Origin of the sequence: Myxococcus sp. MxC21-1, from assembly GCF_032612255.1 — a bacterium.
Taxonomy (GTDB): domain Bacteria; phylum Myxococcota; class Myxococcia; order Myxococcales; family Myxococcaceae; genus Myxococcus; species Myxococcus virescens.
Genome location: NZ_CP123278.1, coordinates 5,311,043 through 5,325,390 on the forward strand (window position 1 = coordinate 5,311,043; position 14,348 = coordinate 5,325,390).

General features: G+C 69.8%; 12 protein-coding genes and 2 pseudogenes. 4 read left to right on the top strand and 10 right to left on the bottom strand.

Features of this window, described 5'->3' with window-relative positions; genetic code table 11:
* Window positions 1–246: 246 nt before the first annotated feature.
* The 3 genes from QEG98_RS23605 to QEG98_RS23615 are packed head-to-tail and all read right to left on the bottom strand — an operon-like array spanning window position 247 to window position 6,422.
* Window positions 247–1,209 carry a FecR domain-containing protein gene (locus QEG98_RS23605; RefSeq protein WP_316562910.1) on the bottom strand — a complete coding sequence of 321 codons (963 nt, stop codon included), beginning with the start codon at window positions 1,207–1,209 and terminating at the stop codon, window positions 247–249.
* A gap of 39 nt (window positions 1,210–1,248) precedes the next feature.
* Window positions 1,249–3,096, bottom strand: coding sequence for an ATP-binding protein (locus QEG98_RS23610; protein WP_316562911.1), 1,848 nt, complete (start codon window positions 3,094–3,096; stop codon window positions 1,249–1,251).
* Window positions 3,093–6,422 carry a response regulator gene (locus tag QEG98_RS23615; RefSeq protein WP_090490845.1) on the bottom strand — a complete coding sequence of 1,110 codons (3,330 nt, stop codon included), beginning with the start codon at window positions 6,420–6,422 and terminating at the stop codon, window positions 3,093–3,095. The genes QEG98_RS23610 and QEG98_RS23615 overlap by 4 nt, the downstream gene beginning before the upstream one ends.
* A gap of 196 nt (window positions 6,423–6,618) precedes the next feature.
* Here QEG98_RS23615 and lexA point away from each other — a divergent pair, with 196 nt between their 5' ends.
* Complete coding sequence (gene lexA / locus QEG98_RS23620) at window positions 6,619–7,287, top strand: transcriptional repressor LexA (protein ID WP_090490846.1); 669 nt, start codon at window positions 6,619–6,621, stop codon at window positions 7,285–7,287.
* Between the two features lie 43 nt (window positions 7,288–7,330).
* On the opposite strand, the gene QEG98_RS23625 is transcribed toward lexA, so the two are convergent.
* The 6 genes and pseudogenes from QEG98_RS23625 to eno all read right to left on the bottom strand — a co-directional run bounded on the left by QEG98_RS23625 (window position 7,331) and on the right by eno (window position 12,700).
* Window positions 7,331–8,473, bottom strand: coding sequence for a tetratricopeptide repeat protein (locus tag QEG98_RS23625; RefSeq protein WP_171439854.1), 1,143 nt, complete (start codon window positions 8,471–8,473; stop codon window positions 7,331–7,333).
* 15 nt (window positions 8,474–8,488) lie between these two features.
* Window positions 8,489–8,947, bottom strand: coding sequence for a hypothetical protein (locus tag QEG98_RS23630; RefSeq protein ID WP_316562912.1), 459 nt, complete (start codon window positions 8,945–8,947; stop codon window positions 8,489–8,491).
* Entirely contained in the window at window positions 8,905–9,558 is a 654-nt protein-coding gene (locus QEG98_RS23635; protein WP_316562913.1) for a hypothetical protein, read from the bottom strand. Before QEG98_RS23635 ends, QEG98_RS23630 begins: the two co-directional genes overlap by 43 nt.
* Before the next feature lie 113 nt (window positions 9,559–9,671).
* Window positions 9,672–10,606 (bottom strand): annotated as a pseudogene (locus QEG98_RS42105) (LysM peptidoglycan-binding domain-containing M23 family metallopeptidase).
* A 2-nt stretch (window positions 10,607–10,608) separates the two neighbouring features.
* Complete coding sequence (gene surE, locus QEG98_RS23650) at window positions 10,609–11,397, bottom strand: 5'/3'-nucleotidase SurE (RefSeq protein WP_316562916.1); 789 nt, start codon at window positions 11,395–11,397, stop codon at window positions 10,609–10,611.
* A gap of 4 nt (window positions 11,398–11,401) precedes the next feature.
* Complete coding sequence (gene eno / locus QEG98_RS23655; protein WP_316562917.1) at window positions 11,402–12,700, bottom strand: phosphopyruvate hydratase; 1,299 nt, start codon at window positions 12,698–12,700, stop codon at window positions 11,402–11,404.
* Window positions 12,701–12,779: 79 nt separating this feature from the next.
* On the opposite strand from eno, the gene QEG98_RS23660 reads away from it, so the two are divergent.
* The 3 genes and pseudogenes from QEG98_RS23660 (at window position 12,780) to QEG98_RS23665 (ending at window position 13,847) form a co-directional block, all read left to right on the top strand.
* The gene (locus tag QEG98_RS23660; RefSeq protein ID WP_316562918.1) at window positions 12,780–13,265 is read left to right on the top strand and encodes an ADP-ribosylglycohydrolase family protein; all 486 of its coding nucleotides are present in this window, start codon (window positions 12,780–12,782) and stop codon (window positions 13,263–13,265) included.
* Window positions 13,195–13,497: pseudogene (locus QEG98_RS42110) on the top strand (ADP-ribosylglycohydrolase family protein); the annotation flags it as partial. The gene QEG98_RS23660 and the pseudogene QEG98_RS42110, both read left to right, overlap by 71 nt.
* A gap of 44 nt (window positions 13,498–13,541) precedes the next feature.
* Window positions 13,542–13,847 carry an ADP-ribosylglycohydrolase family protein gene (locus tag QEG98_RS23665; RefSeq protein ID WP_316562919.1) on the top strand — a complete coding sequence of 102 codons (306 nt, stop codon included), beginning with the start codon at window positions 13,542–13,544 and terminating at the stop codon, window positions 13,845–13,847.
* 99 nt (window positions 13,848–13,946) lie between these two features.
* Here QEG98_RS23665 and QEG98_RS23670 read toward each other — a convergent pair whose 3' ends face one another.
* Window positions 13,947–14,123: a hypothetical protein gene (locus QEG98_RS23670; RefSeq protein ID WP_002639449.1), complete on the bottom strand. Its 177-nt coding sequence runs from the start codon at window positions 14,121–14,123 to the stop codon at window positions 13,947–13,949.
* Between the last annotated feature and the right edge of the window lie 225 nt (window positions 14,124–14,348).

Genomic DNA, 14,348 nt, shown 5'->3' on the forward strand with positions numbered 1-14,348 from the left:
GATAGGACCTCCCGGGGGTTCCGAAATGAAGACCCATGCCCCGCCCAAGGCGCAGTGGGCCCGGAACCTGTCCGGTGCTGACTTCCCACGGCGGTCACGGCCGGCCGGACTTCAGGCCCCGCGGCTTTGCGCACCTGGGCTTTCGCCCGGGATTGCCCTTGAACAGGAATGACTCCTCCCCGAAGTGTAGGGAGGCCCCTTGCCGTGGGTCAAGGCGAACACCCGCTCGCACCCACGGCTGCTGGGTCAGTCGTCGCGCGGCTGATTCCAGATGTTCTCGGTATCCGTCTTGAGCGGCGGCGGCGTGGTGTCGACGACGACGTCCTTGCTGTCCTTCTGTTGCGTCCGCCCCACGCCATAGGCCTGGACATCGACGGTGTTGCGGCCTTCGCGAAGAACCACCTTTCGCTGGAAGTTTCCCTCCGCATCGGATTTGACGGTGACGCCATCCACCTCCACGCGGCTGCCCGGTGACGTCTGCCCACGCACGACCAGCTCACGCTCGCGGCGGGTGCGCTCGGTGGGCCAGTCCACCTTGAGCAGGAGACTGGTGGGGATGGGTGACGGCTCCGACGGCGCCTGCCCCGGGCGGACGACGGCCTGCTGGCCCGCGCGGACGATGACGACCTTGCCCTGACCGAGCAGCGTCACCTCGCCTTCACGCGTCCCCACCGCCACCGTGCCGTCGCCGTTGTTGCTCATGGTGAAGGCACCGGCCTGCTGCAACGTGGCCTTGGCGTCCGCGTTCGCCGCCTTCACCTCGAAGGTGTGGCGCTGCCCCGGCCGCACGACGGCAGTGGCCATACCGCGCGAGAGAAGGATGCGGGACAGCGACTCGGTCAGCTCGTCCACGGAAATCTCCGTGCCCGGGTCCATGTGCACTTCCACCGCCTCGCCGCCAATCAGCATGGCGTACGAACCGTCATCGGTGCGCACGCGCTCATCCCGGCGCAGCGCCATGCCCACCGTGGCCTCGCGCCATGAGCCGTCCGTGTTCTGCACCTCCACCGTGCCGGACACCTGCGTGAGCTCCAGCACCAGCGGCTTCTGCGCCACGGGCACCTCGACGATGGGCGGCGCGGCGGGAGGAAGTGGCGGCGGAGGTGGCCGGCGCAGGAAGACGAGCCACCCCACTGGCAACGCCGCGAGAATCAGCACGAGGCCAATGAAGAAAGGCGCCTGACGGCGCGATGGGCGGGAATCAGCCATGGGCAGCCTCGTTAGCTATCACAGGCCCCCCAAGGGGCCTCACGCCTTCGGCAGCTTCACGGTGAAGCAACTGCCCTGCTCGACTTCCGAGCGGACCTCGATGCTCCCGCCCGCTTCCGTCACCACCCGCCAAGCCACGCTGAGCCCCAACCCGACGTTGGACCACACGTCCTTCGTCGTGAAGAAGGGCTCGAAGATGCGGGAGCGGACGTTGGGGGCAATCCCCTTCCCCGTGTCCTCCACCTCCAGGAAGCCGAAGCCGCCGACTTCGCCCGTGCGCAGGGTGAGCCGCTTCTGGGGTGAATTCAGCATCGCGGTGCGCGCGTTGGACACCAGCGCCAGCACCACCTGCGACAAGTGCCCCGGGTCGGCGCGCACTCGCGCGAGCCCGTCTCCCAGCACGCTGGTGAGCACCACGCCGTCGCCGCGAAGCTGGTGCTCCGTGAGGCTGAGCGCGTCACGCACCACCGCGTTGAGGTCCACCGGCCGCAGCTCCGCGCGCTCGCGCTGCTGGGAGAAGCGCAGCAGGTTCTGGGTGATTTCCTTGCAGCGCTTGGCGCTCTGCTCGATTTTCCGCAGCGACTCCAAATCCGGGTCGGCGGCGCCTCGGTCGAGCATCAGCAACTGCACGTTGCCGAGGATGCCCGCCAGCGGGTTGTTGATTTCGTGCGCCACGCCCGCGCCGAGCTGCCCCACCGCGGCCAGCTTCTGCGCCTCCACCAACTGCGCCTGGGCCGCCTTCAGGTCCGCGGTGGCCTCCTCCACGCGGACGCGCAAGTCGTCGTTCCAGCGCAGCATCCGGGCACGCGCCGCCTCCAGCTCCTCGCCCATGCGGTTGAAGGTGGTGGCCAGCTCGCTCAGTTCATCCTGGCCGGAGACCTTCAAGCGCGTGTCCAGCTCGCCACGCCCGTAGGCCTCCGCGCCGCGCACCACCTCCGCCAGCCGCACGTTGAGGCGGCGCGTGAAGAGGGCTCCCAGCCCGAGCAGCACCAGGAAGGTGGCGCCAATGGACAGCAGCACCGTGCGCCGCATGCCGTGCACGGGCGCCAGCGCGGTGGACTCATCCACTTCCACCAGCACGTCGAAGCGCATGCCATGGGGCACGCGCGCCACGCTGACCCGCCGGGCCGGTGACTCCACGCGGAAGCTGCGCACCAGCGCTGTCAGCGGCAGCGCCGGGGCCAACAGGTGCGCGCTCAGCTCCGGCGCCAGTGCCTGCCCCCGGCGCTCCGGCGCGGTGCTGGCGAGCACGCGCCGCTCCTCGTCCACCAGGTGGATGCGTCCCAGCCCTTCGCCCTGGCGCCTGCGCAGCACCGCCTCCAGCGGATGGAGCACGACCTCGGCGACGGCGAAGGGCGCGCCCTCGCCTTCCGCCAGCTTCACCGCCACGGCGACCGCCGAGCGCCCCTCGTCCGAGTGCACGTACGCGCTGCCCAGCGCCGCCTGGCCCTTGCCGCCGCCTCGCAGCGTCTGCACGGGGATGGAGCGCACCAGCCGGTCCAGGGACTCCGGAGCGAAGGCCGGGTGCCCGTCGATGGCCTGCGCACGGAAGACGGGCGCGCCCAGGGGACGGCCCTCCGCGTCCAGCTTCAGCACCGCGCTCACCGCGGGCGACTGGCCGTAGAGCAGCCGCAGCGCGCCCTGCGTCTCCGCGTCGCTCGCGGCCTGCCAGTCGATGAGCTCCGCCGAGCGGGCCAGCGCGTCCACCACCTCCATCATGGTGGCGCCCACGGACTCGGCGGTGGCGACGGCCTGCGCGCGCTGCTCCGCGTCGATTCGGGCGGCCAGTTCGGCCTCGGCGCGCGAAAGCAACAGGAAGCCGACCGCGGCCAGGGGAAGCACCGTCGCGGCGAGCATGAACAGGACGAGTTGCTGGTAGAGCCTCATCCGGCCACGGAGCGTACCACCCGCTCCTGGTCACTGCGCAGGAAGACGGAGCCCGCAATCGCCTTGGCGCGCTTCTTCATGTCCGCGGCGCGCCGCGCCAACTCCGCATGGTCCTGCGTTCCGTCCGTCATCACCGCCACCACGGACACGCTCATGATGGGGAACTGCCGCTTCTCCCCGTAGCGGTCCTCCGCCTCGATGTGGCCGCGCTCCCGGTCCTGCCGGTCGTAATAGAGCGGGATGATGCGGTCGAACGTCTCAATGGCCTTCTGGCAGATGCGGTCCACCGACTCCGGCGAGGTGATGAAGACGAAGTCGTCACCGGCCACGTGGCCCAGGAAGTCACCGGGCGCGCCGTCCTGCGCGAACACCTCGCGCATCAGGTCGCCCGTCTGGCGCACCACGCCATCCGCCTTCGCGAAGCCGTAGTAGTCGTTGTAGGCCTTGAGGTTGTCCAGGTCCAGGTAGCAGAAGGCGAAGGGGCGGCGCGCGGAGAGGCGCCGCTGCACCTCACGCTCGATGGCGGTGGAGCCCGGCAGTTGCGTGGTGGGAGAGGCCGACAGCTCCTGCTCCTTGCGCCGCATCACGCTCTCCACGCGAGCCCCCAACTCCAGCGCGTCGAAGGGCTTGGTGAGGTAGTCGTCACCGCCCAGCTTGAGCGCGCGCACCTTGGAGGACGTCTCCGCGCGGGCGGAGATGAAGATGACGGAGATGTGGCCACCGGCGCTCTCCGCCTTGATCTCCTCCAGGAAGACGAAGCCATCGCCGTCCGGCAGCGTCACGTCCAGCAGCACGACGTCCGGCCGGCGCTCGCGCAGGGAGCGGCGTCCCTCCTCGATGGAGCCCGCCAGCGCCACGTCGAAGCCGATGTTCTCCAGCACCTCGCGGCAGATGGCGGCGATCTTCGCATCGTCGTCCACCACCAGCACGCGGCCGTGCGCCGGGCCCTGGCGGCCGCGCACCAGCGAGTCCACCGTGGCCAGCAGCTTGTCCGGCGCCAACGGGCGCACCAGGAAGGCATCCGCGCCCGCGCGGAAGGCGCGCTGACGCTCGTCGAAGGCGGAGGACACCAGCAGCGGCGCGCGGCGCGTCTCCGGGTCGTGCCGGAGGATTTCCGCCAGCCGCAGCCCGTCCACGTCCGGCAGGCGCACGGACACCATCACCGTGTCGGGGGCATACCGGCGCGCGGCGGCCAGGCCGTCTTCCGCGTCGAAGGCCAGCCGCACGTCGTAGCCACGCCCGGCCATCAGCGCCTTCGCGATGAAGGCCACCTCGGGCTCGCCGTCGATGATGAGCACCCGGCCGCGGCTCTCCTGCCGGCGCGGGAGCTGGATGGCGTCCGCCACGTCGTCGCCGCGGCGCAGCTCCGGCGGCGGCTCGGTGGGCAGCACCACCATGAAGCGCACGCCGTCCGTACACGGCTCGCACCAGATGCGGCCTCCGTGGGCCTCCACGATGTTGCGGCAGATGGCCAGCCCCAGGCCGGTGCCTCGCACGGTGCGGTTGGCCTTGGTGCGCGCCTGCTCGAAGCGGTCGAAGATGCGCTCCAGGCTCTCCTCCGCGATGGGGTCTCCGCTGTTCCAGCAGGACACCACCACGTAGCCCGGCAGGCTGGAGGTGGCGTGAATCTCCACCCGCACCTCCCCTCCCTCCGGGGTGAACTTCACCGCGTTGTTGAGCAGGTTGTTGAGCACCTGGTCCAAGCGGTTCGGATCCGCCAGGACGCGCAGCGGATGGCGCGGCAGCACGGGCTTCACCAGCACGCGCTTCTCGCCGAAGGCCGGGCCGTACTTCTCCACCACGCGCTGGACGAGCTCGTCGAGGTACGACACCTCGAAGTTCATCCGCAGCCGGCCCTTGGCGAACTTCGACAGGTCCAGCAGGTCGTCCACGATGGCGTTGAGCTTCTCCGTGGAGTCCCGCGCCAGCGACAGGTAGCGGCGCTGCCGCTCGTTGATGTCGCCGGCCATGAAGTTGAGCACCAGGTCCAGCGCGCCGGAGATGGACGTCAGCGGCGTGCGCAGCTCGTGGCTCACCATGGAGACGAACTCGTCCTTGCGCTCCTCCAGCCGCTTCTGCTCGGTGATGTCGCGCAGCACCACGCACACGCCCCGCAGCGTGTTCCGCGCGTCCGTCACCGGCGTCACCGTCGTCTGGACGTGCCGGTCGAAGAGCTTCACCTCCTCGCGCAGCACCTGCCCGCCGCCGTACTCCCAGCCGCGCACCAGGTGGAAGGGCTGGAAGCCCAGGCGCTCCTCCATCAGCCGCGTCGTCTGCTCCTCGGGGTTCTCCCCCGCGTGCAGCAGCCGCCGCGCCGCCGGGTTCATCACCACGATGTCGTTCTTCTCGTCGGTGAGGACCACGCCGTCGGCCATGGACTCCACCATCCGCTCCATGCGGTGGCGGGCTTCCTCCTCCGCCGAGCGCAGGGACTGGATGGCGTCCGCCGTCTGGTTGGCGAGCACGTCCAGCAACACGCCGTCGTCCTCGGAGAAGGCGTCCGGCCTCTGGCTGAACAGCGACAGCATGCCCACCGGGCGCCCGCCCGCGACCAGGTTCACCGTGAGCTGGCTGGGGTACACCGACGGCGCCGCCGCGTCCTGGGTGGTGGTGCCCGCCACGCGGGTGATGACGCGGTCCTCGGGCAGCAGGAGGCCGCTGCTCTTGCGGTACGCACCGAGCATGGACTCCTTCACGCCCAGCAGCGCCTTCTCCCCCACCATGCCCTGACAGCGCAGCCGCAGCGTCGCGCTGCGCGCCTCGTCCGGCGCGATGAGCGCCGCGCCGCAGTCGTACGGCAGCACGCGCGCCACGGCGATGAGCACGCGGTCGATGATGTTGTCGTAGCTGGCCGGATCATTCGCGCTGGCGCGGCTGACCTCGTACAGGACGAAGAGCGCCTCCACGCGCTGGTGGAGCTGGCGGATCAGCCGCTCCTTGTCCTTGCGCAGCTGCGTGTACTCCACCGCGTTCTTCACGGTGATGAGCAGGTCATTCACATCCCAGGGTTTGGTGATGTACCGGTACACCTGCCCCTGGTTGATGGCCGCGATGATGTCGTCCGGGTGGGTGTACCCCGTGAGCAGCAGCGCGGTGACGTCGAAGCCCTCCGCGCGCGCGGTGGCCACCAGTTCGATGCCCGTCATCTCAGGCATCCGCTGGTCGGTGATGAGGACGTCCACCGGCTCCTTTCTCAGGACTTCCAGCGCGGCGGAACCGCTTCGGGCCGTGAGGACGCGGTACCGGCGCTGGAACATCCGCGTGAGGATGTCCAGGACGTCGGCCTCGTCGTCGACGAAGAGCAGCGTGTGGCGGAGCTCGGACAAAGCGGCCGAAGTGTACGTCGAGTTCGTCCCCCCACCTCAAGAAGTGAGAAACAGGACGGAACGGGGCACACCGCGAGTGTGCAGGGTGACACCGGACGAGTTGACTCTACACGTCTGTTCAGGGAGAGTGACACTGAAAGCCTGTTGCCTGGGGGGAACGACTCCCCGGCAGGACGGCAGACGAGTGAGGGAGCGCATGGAAGAGCTCACGGAACGCCAGCGCGAGATTCTCAGCTTCATCGTCAAGGAGACGGAGACCCGGGGCTTCCCGCCGACGATTCGCGAAATCGGGGAGCACATGGACATCCGCTCGACGAACGGCGTCAACGACCACCTGAAGGCGCTGGAGCGCAAGGGCTACCTGAACCGGGGCGAGCAGCAGAGCCGCTCCCTGGTGCCCACCAAGCGCGCGCGGCTGCTGCTCGGCCTGGGGGCTCGCAAGGACTCGGGCATGGTGGAGATTCCCCTGCTGGGCAAGGTCGCCGCCGGCGCGCCGCTGCTGGCGCAGGAGAACATGGAGGACTCCGTCAAGATCGACAGCTTCCTGCTCGGAGGCGTGAATGGCCGCGAGGTCTTCGCCCTGCGCGTGAAGGGGCAGTCGATGATTGACGACGGCATCCACGACGGGGACTACCTCTTCGTGAAGAAGACGCCGTCCGCCCAGCCGGGTGAAATCGTGGTGGCCCTCATCGAGGACGAGGCCACGGTGAAGCGCTACTACCCGGAAGGGGACCGCATCCGCTTCCAGCCGGCCAACGCCACCATGCAGCCCATCTACGTGAGCCGCGCGGAGTTCCGGTCCACGATGATTCTGGGTCAGGTGGTGGGCGTGTACCGCAAGCTCCAGGGCGGCCGCACCCCGTAGTCCACCCCACCCGTCCCGGGCCGTCTCCTGGCCCGGGCGTGGCTCACGGACACTTCTTGAGGGTGGCGTCAGCCGCCGTCGCCCGCGCGCAGGCGGCCTGCAGGACGCCGGTGTCCTTGAGTTCCCGCGCCAGTTGGGCGGTGGCGACGTGCAGCTCGGCGTCCTTCGCGTGGTCCTGCTCTGCGCTGAGGTTGGCGAGGATGCGCAGCGCGTCCGGCTTGCGGTCCATGGTGGCCAGCAGGCTGGCCAGCTCCCGCAGCTCGCGGATGTCCTGACCGGACACGGACTCCAGCGCCGCGGCCAGCTCCTCCTTCGCGGCCGCGTCGTCCTTCCTCCCCAGGTGGATACGGGCCAGCGCCACATGGACGATGGCGCGGTCCTTCACGCGCAGGGACTCCTTGTACGCGCTGATGGCGTCCCCGGGCTTGTCCAGCTTCATCTGGATTTCGCCGACGAGCTCCCAGAGCGTGGGATCCCGAGGCGAGCGGCTGGCGGCGTCGCGATAGGCGTTGGCGGCCTCGGTGAGGTTGCCGGCGCGCACCAGTGCGTCTCCCAGGGTGGCGAGCACGTCCGCGGTGTGGATGCCGTCATCCACGGCCTTCTGGGCGGCGGCCAGCAGCTCCGGGTAGCGCTGCTTCGAGGACAGGACGTCCAGCGCGCGCATGATGAGCGCGGACTTCTGCTCCGGGGAGGGCGCCGCGTTGGACGCGAGCGTGAAGTGCCGCACGGCCGCGTCGTGGTCGCCCTTCTTGAGGTCCAGGTCCCCCAGCGACTCCAGGGCGTTGAAGTCCTGAGGGAAGAGGGCCAGGGCCTTGCGCAGCGAGCTCTGGGCTTCGACCACCTGGCCCAGCTGCGTCTGGATGAAGCCCAGGCGGCTCCAGTTGGTGGAGCGCTTGGGCTCCAGCTTGAGGGCGGCCTCGAACTCGGCGGCGGCGTCCGTCAGCCGGCCCATGGAGAGGTACACCTCGCCGCGCGCGGCGGGCAGGCGCGGGTCGTCCGGGGCAATCTGCTTCATGGCCTCGAAGGAGGCCAGGGCGGCGTCGAAGTGGCCCTGGAGGTACTCGGCGGTGCCTTTGACGTAGAGGCCCTCCGCGTGGTCCTTCGGTTTGACGCGAGGCGTCTCGTCGTCACAGCCCGTCAGGGCGAGCAGGGCAATCAGGGAGAGGGCGCGCGGTCGCGGGAACATGAGGGGCTCCGAGGCTCAGAAGTGGTACGCGATGCCTGCGTTGAGGTCCAGGTTGAGGCCGTCTCCCAGCTTCGATTCCGACAGCCCCAGCACCGCCTGCGCGACGTTGGTGCCCAACTCGACCTGGAAGCCCACCGAGCCGGCGATGAGGTACTCCAGGCCCGCGAAGCCCACGACGGTGGGCAGCGGGCCGGTGGACTGGAAGATACCGAAGTCACCGAAGGACAGCTGCACGCCCAGGCCGAAACCCCAGTAGGGCCGCAGGGACTTCTCCACGTTGTGGTAGTGGCGCGCGCCCACGACGCTGGGCAGCACGTTGAGGCCACTGCGCACGCCGTCCTGCGTGGAGCGCACGTAGCTGAAGCCCACCTGGAGGAAGCCAACCCATTCGGGGTGGAACCAGTAGCCCACCTCGATGTCGCCACCGGGGTTCACGTTGGAGAGCTTCTCGATGAAGTTGTTGTTGACGCGCAAGCCCAGCAGCAGGCTGCCGCCCCCCGTGCGCGAAGAGCCCCCAGCAGCGGACGGGCCGCCACGGACTCCTCCGGCGGGGCGAGCGCGGCGAAGAGCTGGTCGGAGACGGCCTTCGCGGTGCGCAGCAGGTCCTCCGCTTCGGGAGCCTCCGCGCGAGGCCGGGCCAGGATCCGCCCGCCCGCGGCGTCCAACAGGTTGGCGGTGAGCAGGTACTGGTCGCCGAAGCGGTCCAGGCGGCCGGCCACGACGTAACGGGCGCCAGTGAGGGCCACGAGCTCCTGGAGGCAGTCTCCCCGGTCACACGTCTTGAGGCCCTGGAGTCGCAGCTGGCGCTCGTCATCCAGGGCGGCCTCGACGTCCCACTGCGAGAGGACTCGCAGCCGCGGCGACTCCGCCAGCCGCGAGGTGATGAGCGAGGTGACGCCCGGCGCCGCGTCGCGGCCCGCCTCGTTGGCCTCCAGCATCAGCACCGCCACGACGACGGGCCCGGCCGCATCGGTCGTGCTCGCCTGGACCGCGGCGGCCTGTGACACAGGGGCTGGCGCCTGGGCATGCGCCGCCGAAGCCAGCAAGACGAAACAGGAGAGCCACCAGGACACGAAGCGCGACACGGGCCGGCACTCTACCTTCACCCGGGCCCGGCACCGAGGCCCAGACGTCACACGACGGAGCGCCCTGCCCCGCCGCCTGGAGCAGGAAGGCAGCCGGGCCCGCGCCGCCTCGCCTACGAGGAGGGCATCGGCCCCAGAAAGTCGAGCGGGTCCACCGGCTTGCCGTCCAGGCGCACCTCGAAGTGCAGATGGGGCCCGGACGTCCGGCCCGACTCGCCGACGGTGGCAATCACCTGCTCGCGGCGCACCTTCTGCCCGGTGCGCACGCGCAGGTCGCGGTTGTGCGCGTACAGGGTGATCAGCTTGTTCGTGTGCTCGACGATGACGATGTTGCCGTAGCCACGCTGCTCGCCCGCGTAGAGCACCGTGCCTTCCTGCGCCGTCTTCACGGGCGTCCCCGAGGGCGCAGCCAGGTCGATGCCGTCGTGCGGCTCCTTCCCCTTCTTCCCGAAGCGGCCGTACAGGACGCCCCTCAGAGGCCAGTCGAGCTGCCCCTGCGTGGCCACACGAGGCCGGCCCGTGGCGCTCGCCGGACGCGACAGGGACCGGCTGCGCGACGGGGGCTCCTCACGGCGCCCCAGGGTCGGCACGCTGCGCCGCCCCCAGCCGACGTAGAGGTCCGTACCGGCTCCGGGTCCGCCTCCGCCAGGGCCCGCACGGGCACGCTGCGCTCGACGCCGGGGATGGTGAGCTCCTGCCCCACCGCCAACGCCCACGGCGCCTTGATGCCGTTGGCCGCACCCAGCTCCTCCACCGTGAGGCCGTAGGTGCGGGAGATGCGGTACATCGTCTCGCCCGGTGCCACGCGGTGGAGCACGGCCACCAACTCCGGTTCGGCGTGGACGCCCCGCAAATTGAACGGCAGCGGCGTGGTCCGCTCCGCCGCGTCGGTGACTTCCGCCGTCGCGTCCTCACGCGAAACGGCGTCCAACCCGGTGTCCGGCCCGGCAACGGAGGATGCCCGGGTGCCCACGCAGCCGCTCAGCAGCACGGCCAGGAGGAACACCCGGAGCGCCCCACGCGCTCGGCTGGACACGCACGGCGCCAACGCTAGGCACCGTCCGGTTCATGCCGGTTGAAGCCATCGACCTGCCACCCGGAGAGGTCCGGAAGCCGGCCATGGTCCGTCAGCTCGAAGTGCAGCGGAGTGACGGAGACGCGCTTGTCCCGGAACACGGCATTGCAGTCGCTGCCCGGGATGTCCTCGTGCTGGTAGTCGTTGCCACCAATCCAGTAGTACTTCCGGCCACGAGGGTCTTCGTTCTCCACCACCTCGAAGCCGTACGAGTGACGGCCCTGGCGGGTGACGACGAAGCCCTCCGGTTCCACGCCCCCAGGGATGTTCACGTTGAGGAGCATCCGCGGCGGGAGAGGACGCGACAGGGCGCTGGACACCAGCGAACGGGCGAACCGGGCCCCCGGCGCGAAGTCGAAGTTCCGCCGGGCCACCAGGCTGAAGGCAATGGCGGGCACGCCCAGGAGCGCACCCTCCATCGCCGCGGCCACCGTGCCGGAGTACATGATGTCTTCGGCCAGATTCGCGCCGTGGTTGATGCCGGAAACCATGAGTACCGGGCGATCATCCTTCAGGAGATGGTTGATCGCCAGATAAGCGCAGTCCGCGGGGGTTCCGTCGACGGCGAACCACCGCTCCCGCACCTCCTTGATGCGCAGCGGCCGGTGCAGGGAGATGGCGTGGGAGGCGGCGCTCTGCTCCCGGTCGGGAGCCACCACCCACACCTCCCCCAGGGGGCTCACGGCCTCGACCAGCGCCTGAAGCCCCTCTGAGAAATAGCCGTCGTCGTTGGAAACCAGGATGCGCTTGGGCTTGTTGCTCACGGGCTCACTTCTTCTGGTTCAAGGTGCGGAACACCGACTTGCCAGCGTAGCGGGCCGCGGCCCCCAGCTCGCCTTCGATGCGCAGCAACTGGTTGTACTTGGCCACGCGGTCGGAGCGGGACGCGGAGCCCGTCTTGATCTGCCCGCAGTCCAGCGCCACGGCCAGGTCGGCGATGGTGGTGTCCTCCGTCTCGCCGGAGCGGTGGCTCATGACGGACGTGTAGCCGGCGCGGTGCGCCATGCGCACGGCGTCGAACGTCTCCGTCAGGGTGCCAATCTGGTTCACCTTCACCAGGATGGAGTTGGCCGTGCCCGTCTCGATGCCGCGGCCCAGGCGCTCCACGTTGGTGACGAAGAGGTCGTCACCCACCAACTGCATGCGCGACCCCAGCGCGTCGGTGAGCTTCTTCCAGCCCTCCCAGTCATCCTCCGCCATGCCGTCTTCGATGGAGATGATGGGGTAGCGCTCGGAGAGGCCCCGGTAGTACTCGAGCAGGCCGGTCGAGTCGTACTCCTTGCCCTCGCCCTTCAGCTTGTACTTCTTGCTGCCCTTGTCGAAGAACTCGCTGGCCGCCACGTCCAGGGCCAGGAAGAGCTGCTCACCGGCCTTGAAGCCCGCCTGGTCGATGGCCTCCATGATGAGCTTCAGCGCCTCTTCGTTCGCCGGCAGGTCCGGTGCGTAGCCGCCCTCGTCGCCCACGCCCGTGGCCAGCTTGCGGCCCTTGAGAATCTTCTTCAGCGCGTGGAACACCTCGGCGCCCCAGCGCAGGCCCTCCGCGAAGGAGGACGCACCGGCGGGCACCACCATGAACTCCTGCACGTCCACGCGGGTGTCCGCGTGCGCGCCGCCGTTGAGGATGTTCATCAGCGGCACCGGCAGGGTGCGCGCCTGCACGCCGCCCACGTAGCGGTACAGCGGCAGCCCGTGCGCGTCCGCCGCGGCGCGAGCGGCCGCCATGGACACCGCGAGGATGGCGTTGGCGCCCAGCTTGCCCTTGGTGGCGGTGCCGTCCAGCTCCAGCATCCGCTGGTCCACCGCGAACTGATCCGCCGCGTCCATGCCCACCAGCGCCGGCGCGAGCACGTCCACCACGTTCTTCACGGCCTTCTGCACACCCTTGCCCAGGTAGCGATGCTTGTCGCCGTCGCGCAGCTCGATGGCCTCATGCTCACCGGTGGACGCACCGGACGGCACCGCGGCGCGGCCACGAGCGCCTCCGGCAAGCTGGACCTCCGCCTCCACGGTGGGATTGCCACGGGAGTCGAGCACTTCGCGCGCCAGAATCTGAGAAATCTCGGTCATAGGCTGCCGTTTCTAGAAGAGCCCTCCGGGTCGGGCAAGCGTGCTCACGGCCCGCGCTGCTACAGTGTCCACCCGTCGAATGCCTCCGCCCCAACGCCGCCCCGCCTTGAAGGGGCCTGACCCATTGCTCGCTCAACGGCGCCGCGGCGCGCTGCTCGGCATGGCCGTGGGCAATGCCCTGTCCGTCCCCACCGCGCACCGGCCCTTCATGGCCGTTCCCTTTCCCAAACAGGCGGAGGGGCCCTACATCAAGCTGATGGGCGGCGGTCCGCATGAGCTGCGCCGCGGCCAGGTGACAGAAGAGGTCCAGCTCGCGGCCTGCCTGAGCCACAGCCTCCGGGCCATGAAGCGTTACGATGCCGCGGACGCACTGCGTCGTTACCGCGCCTGGCAGCCGCACGCCTTCGACGTCAGCGAGCCCATGACGGAGGTCTTCGAGGACTGCCAGACGTCGGGATTCCCGCCCCTGGGCGCGGGCAGGCGCGTGTGGCTGCGTGCGTACCGGAAGCCCGCGGACCCGGGGAGCCGGCCCGCGCGGCGCCGCTGGGGGTGTACCGGCGGGTGACGCCCACGCGCTCACCCAGGCCTCGCTGGAGGACTCCGCCCTCACCCACTTCGACCCGCGCTGCCAGCTCGCCTGCGCGGCCTTCAACGCGGCCATTGGCCATGCCGTCACCCATGGCGCGGGCCTGAAGGCCGCCGACCTCATCCCCGCCGCGGAGTCGGGCCTGCTGCTGGCCGGCGCGGCGCTCGGGCGTTCCGCCAGTGACTACGTGCAGGAGGTGTCCTTCGCCGCGTCGCTCCTGCGCGAGGACCGGCCATCGCCCAGCAAGAGGACCCGATGCTGTACGGGCCGGAGCTGCACCTCCACCGCCCCCTGCACGCGGTGCGCGTCGCCTTCCGGCTGGCCTTCTGGGAGCTGCTCCACGCCCCCAGCGCCGAGGCCGCGCTCCTGGACGTCGTCCACCGGGGCGGCGACACGGAGGCCCACGCCACCATCACCGGCGCGCTCGTGGGCGCCTTCCATGGCGAGCAGGCCCTGCCCGAGGAGTGGCGAAAGCAGGTCCTGGAGGCCCTGAGCACCGTCAAGGGGCCGCTGTGGGATGTCTATCACCCCCGGCACCTGCTGGCCCTGAGCAACGCCTGAGGGCTCCTGGATGCGCGAAGCCCGCGGGGCCGTCCTGGGAAGGACCGCCACCGCGGGCTCGGGGACACACTGGCGCGGCCGTCAGGCCGCTCGCCAGGGTCAGGACAGCAGGTCGATGACCACCACGCCCCGCTGGGGCTTGTCGTCTTCGGTCTCCGTGCGGCGACGCGGGCGGTCATCCGGCACGGGGAGCGGAAGCTCCACCACCGGCCTGTCATGCTCCTCACGGCGGCGCTCACGGCGCTTGATTTCTTCGATGATGAAGGCGTCGAGCATGGGTCTTCCGTCTCCCTCAGCCTACGTACCCCGATGTACGCCCATCCCGCCCCAATACCATTTCCACCCATATCAGATGCAAATTAAGAACCCCGGTTCCGCGCTGGGTACGTTGCAGCCATCTCGCACGGTTGCTCGTCTGCCACCCGACACCCGGGCCAGGGCACCCAGGGCAGAAATGTCGCGGAGGCCGAAAATCCGTCGGGATGGTGTTCATTTTAATGC